This is a genomic window from Thiobacillus sp., from assembly GCF_024708915.1.
Map to the genome: position 1 here is coordinate 1 of NZ_JANJXQ010000052.1, position 4,691 is coordinate 4,691.

The window sequence follows — 4,691 nt, forward strand, 5'->3', positions numbered from 1 at the left end:
TACGTGGAAATCGGCGGGCAGAAAAAGCACGTCATCAGCTACCTGGAAGACTTCCTGTTCCCCGCCGAACGGGCGCGCGCCAAGGTCTCGGCGCTGTCCGGCGGCGAGCGCAACCGGCTGCTGCTGGCGCGGCTGTTCGCGCGCCCGGCCAACCTCCTGGTGCTGGACGAGCCGACCAACGATCTCGACATCGATACCCTGGAGTTGCTGGAACAGTTGCTGCAGGACTACAGCGGTACGGTGATCATCGTCTCGCACGATCGCGCGTTCCTGGACAACGTCGTCACCCAGTCGATCGTGTTCGAGGGTGAGGGCCGGCTGACCGAGATCGTCGGCGGCTATGCCGACTGGCAGGCATGGAAGCAACAGCAGCGCGCACCCGAGCCCACGCGGGCGGCAAGCCCCAAGGCCGCGGCGCAGCCCGGGGCGGCGAAACCCGAGCCCAAAAGCAGACTCAGCTACAAGGAGGCGCGCGAGCTCGAAGCCTTGCCGGCGCAGATCGCCGAACTGGAAACCGAACAGGCGCAGATTGCCGAACGGCTGGCCGACCCCGCACTTTATCAGGCCCATCCTCAGGACGCCGTTTCCCTGCATGCCCGCAGCGAGGCCATCGATGCCGAGTTGCTCGACGCGCTGGCGCGCTGGGAGGCGCTGGAGGCCAAGGCGGCTGCCAGCTGAACGGCGAAGGCCGGCACCCGCGGGTTCGAGGTTCACGTGACCATGTTCCACGTGAAACATGGTCACGTGAAACGGAACCCGGCAACGGGTAGAATGGCGCCCATGAAATTCCCCGAGTCCTTCGATGTCATCGTCGTCGGTGGCGGCCATGCCGGTACCGAGGCTGCGCTGGCGGCCGCGCGCATGGGCGTGAAAACGCTGCTGCTGACGCACAACATCGAAACCCTCGGCGCAATGTCGTGCAATCCGTCGATCGGCGGCATCGGCAAGGGGCATCTGGTCAAGGAGGTCGACGCGCTGGGCGGCGCAATGGCGCTCGCCACCGACGCGGCGGGGATCCAGTTCCGCACCCTCAATTCGTCCAAGGGACCGGCGGTGCGCGCCACCCGCGCGCAGGCCGACCGCGTGCTGTACAAGGCGGCGATCCGCCAGCGCCTGGAAAACCAGCCCAATCTCACGCTGTTCCAGCAGGCGGTCGACGACCTGGTGCTCGAAGGCGACCGCGTCGTCGGCGTGAGAACCCAGCTCGGCATCGAGTTCGGCGGTCGTGCGGTGGTGCTGACCGCCGGCACCTTCCTCGCCGGCCTGGTGCACGTCGGGCTGGAAAACTTTCAGGCCGGGCGCATGGGCGATCCGCCCGCGGTATCGCTCGCCGCACGCTTGCGCGAACTGAGCCTGCCGGCAGGGCGGCTGAAGACCGGCACCCCGCCGCGCATCGACGGCCGCAGCATCGATTTCAGCCGCACCCAGCTGCAACCCGGCGACGATCCGGCACCGGCATTCTCCTTCATGGGCGACGCGGCGATGCATCCCGCGCAGCGGCCGTGCTGGATCACCCACACCACGGCGGCAACGCACGCCATCATCCGCAGCGGACTCGACCGTTCGCCGATGTACACCGGTGTCATCGAAGGGGTGGGGCCGCGCTACTGCCCGTCGATCGAGGACAAGATCACCCGCTTCGCCGACAAGGCCAGCCATCAGATCTTCCTCGAACCGGAGGGGCTGACGACTCACGAAATCTATCCCAACGGCATCTCGACCTCGCTGCCGTTCGACGTCCAGCTCGCCATCGTGCGCTCGATTCCGGGGCTGGAAAATGCGCACATCCTGCGCCCCGGCTACGCCATCGAATACGATTACTACGACCCGCGCAACCTCAAGTCTTCGCTGGAGACCAAGTCGATCGCCGGGCTGTTTTTCGCCGGGCAGATCAACGGCACCACCGGTTACGAGGAAGCCGCCGCGCAGGGGCTGCTGGCCGGCATCAATGCCGGTTTACAGGTGTGCGGACGCGACGCCTGGAGCCCGGGCCGGCATGAAGCGTATATGGGCGTACTGGTCGACGACCTCATCACGCGCGGCGTCTCCGAGCCCTACCGCATGTTCACCAGCCGCGCCGAATACCGCCTGCAACTGCGCGAGGACAACGCCGACATGCGGCTGACCGCAATCGGCCGCGAGCTGGGCGTGATCGACGACGCGCGCTGGGGTGCTTTCAACCGCAAGCGCGATGCGGTGGCGCGCGAAACCGAGCGGCTGAAATCGACCTGGGTCAATCCGGCCATCCTGCCGGCCGCTGCGGCCACCCGCCTGATCGGCCAGCCGATCGAACACGAATACAGCCTGTTCGAACTGCTGCGCCGGCCGAATTTGAACTACACGCAGATACTGGCTTTGCCCGGTGGCGGGGCAGGGGAGGCGGACGCACGCGTTGCCGAGCAGGTCGAAATCGCCGCCAAATACCAGGGTTATATCGATCGCCAGAACGAGGAAGTCGACAGGCAGCGCGAACAGGAAAACCTGCGCCTGCCCGCGGATCTCGACTACGGCCGGCTCACCGGGCTGTCGATGGAAGTGCGCCAGCGCCTGCAAAAGGCCCGTCCCGAAACGCTGGGGCAGGCGTCCCGCTTGCAGGGCATCACCCCGGCAGCGATCTCGGTGCTGCTGGTGTATGCCAAACGCGGCTTCAAGCCCGACGCCCCCTCCCCAACCCTCCCCCGCTTGCGGGAGAGGGGGCAATCGTGATACCCAACCCGATTAACGAAAAGCGCATGACGCCTCAGGCACAACTCGCGGCGGGAATCGCCGCCCTTGGGCTGGCCTTGCCCGCCGGAGCCCAGGCAAGGCTGCTGGCGTATCTCGCGCTGCTGGACAAATGGAATCGCGTCTACAACCTCACCGCTGTACGCGATGCCGGGCGTATGGTCAGCCATCATCTGCTGGATTCGCTGGCAGCAGTGCCTTTTTTTACGCGCGAGCAGGTGCTCGACGTCGGTAGCGGTGGCGGTTTGCCGGGCATCCCGCTGGCGATCGTGCGGCCGGAATTGCGGGTGACGCTGATCGACAGCATTGCCAAGAAAACCGCTTTCCTGCTGCAGGCCAAGGCCGAATTGGGGTTGGCCAACGTGCAGGTGATCACCGGCCGGGTGGAGGATTTTCGGCCCGCGGCTGGCTTTGACGTCATCACGTCGCGGGCGTTTTCCGACCTCAATGCGTTCGTCACGCTGACCCGCCATCTGCTCAATCCAGGCGGCTGCTGGCTGGCGATGAAAGGCCTGTATCCGCACGAGGAGATCGCTGGACTGCCATCTGGCGTGAGAGTGAGCGCTGACCACGTACTGGCCGTTCCGGGTCTGGACGTGACCCGCCACCTGATTGTTCTGGAGCCTGTTGAATGAGTCGAATCCTGGCAATTGCCAACCAGAAAGGCGGCGTCGGCAAGACGACGACGGCGGTGAACCTGGCCGCGAGCCTGGCCGAACTTGGGCAGCGCGTGCTGCTGGCCGATCTTGATCCGCAGGGCAACGCGACCATGGGCGCCGGCATCGAAAAACGCACCGCGCTACCGACGGTGTACCAGATCCTGCTCAATCAGGTGAGCGTGCGCGAGGCGCGCATGCGTTCGGAGCCCGGCCATTTCGACGTCATCCCGGCCAACCGCGAACTGGCGGGTGCGGAGATCGATCTGGTGAATCTGGAGCAGCGCGACTTGCGCTTGAAGGTGGCGCTGGCGCAGGTCGCCGACGACTATGACTTCATCCTGATGGACTGCCCGCCGACCCTGAACCTGCTGACCGTCAACGCGTTCGCGGCAGCAGAGGCGGTGCTGATCCCGATGCAGTGCGAGTACTACGCGCTGGAAGGGCTGACCGACCTGGTCGCCACCATCAAGAAAGTGAAACAGCGGCTGAATCCGGATATCCGCATCGAGGGCCTGCTGCGGGTGATGTTCGACCCGCGCAGCACGCTGGCGCAACAGGTGTCGGAGCAGATCAAGCAGCATTTCGGCGACAAGGTGTACGACACCGTGATTCCGCGCAACGTGCGGCTGGCGGAGGCGCCCAGCCACGGCTTGCCGGTGCTGGCCTACGACCGCCAGTGCAAGGGCGCGAAGGCGTACATGGACCTGGCCGAGGAAACGCTCAGGCGTGCCGGCATCACCGTAGGGGAAACTGCATAATGGCCAAACTCAAGGGACTCGGGCGCGGGCTCGACGCGCTACTGGGCGGTGAAGACAGCGCTGCGCCGCCGCAGGGCGACCTGCGCATGATGAACGTGGCGCACCTGGCGCCCGGCAAATACCAGCCGCGCACGCAAATGGATAGCGAATCGCTGCAGGAGCTGGCCGATTCCATCCGCGCGCAGGGGCTGATGCAGCCGATCCTTGCCCGCGAGGTCGCGGGCGGCTACGAAATCATCGCCGGCGAGCGGCGCTGGCGCGCGGCACAGCTGGCCGGATTGAGCGAAATCCCGGTGCTGCTGCGCGATGTCGCCGACGATGCGGTGGCGGCGATGGCGCTGATCGAAAACATCCAGCGCGAGGACCTCAACGCGATCGACGAAGCGCACGGCCTGCAGCGCCTGATTCACGAATTCGGCATGACGCACGATGCCGTTGCGCAGGCGGTCGGCAAATCGCGTGCGGCGGTGTCCAACCTGTTGCGCCTGTTGAATCTGTCGCACCCGGTGCAGGACATGCTCGTCGCCGGACTGATCGAAATGGGCCATGC

At 65.8% G+C, this 4,691-nt stretch carries 5 protein-coding genes; all 5 read left to right on the forward strand.

Annotated features, from left to right (window positions below; translation table 11 throughout):
• Nucleotides 1–678, forward strand: a 678-nt coding sequence (locus Q0L94_RS04245) for an ATP-binding cassette domain-containing protein (protein WP_296750370.1), incomplete at its 5' end; no start/stop codon positions are given.
• A 102-nt stretch (nt 679–780) separates the two neighbouring features.
• A complete protein-coding gene (mnmG, locus tag Q0L94_RS04250; protein WP_296750372.1) occupies nt 781–2,706 on the forward strand; it encodes a tRNA uridine-5-carboxymethylaminomethyl(34) synthesis enzyme MnmG in 1,926 nt (641 codons plus the stop codon).
• Between the two features lie 26 nt (nt 2,707–2,732).
• Nucleotides 2,733–3,359 carry a 16S rRNA (guanine(527)-N(7))-methyltransferase RsmG gene (rsmG, locus tag Q0L94_RS04255; protein ID WP_296750374.1) on the forward strand — a complete coding sequence of 209 codons (627 nt, stop codon included), beginning with the start codon at nt 2,733–2,735 and terminating at the stop codon, nt 3,357–3,359.
• The gene (locus tag Q0L94_RS04260) at nt 3,356–4,141 is read left to right on the forward strand and encodes a ParA family protein (protein WP_296750375.1); all 786 of its coding nucleotides are present in this window, start codon (nt 3,356–3,358) and stop codon (nt 4,139–4,141) included. Before rsmG ends, Q0L94_RS04260 begins: the two co-directional genes overlap by 4 nt.
• The coding region (locus Q0L94_RS04265) for a ParB/RepB/Spo0J family partition protein (protein WP_296750377.1) at nt 4,141–4,691 on the forward strand (551 nt) is incomplete at its 3' end. The genes Q0L94_RS04260 and Q0L94_RS04265, both read left to right, overlap by 1 nt.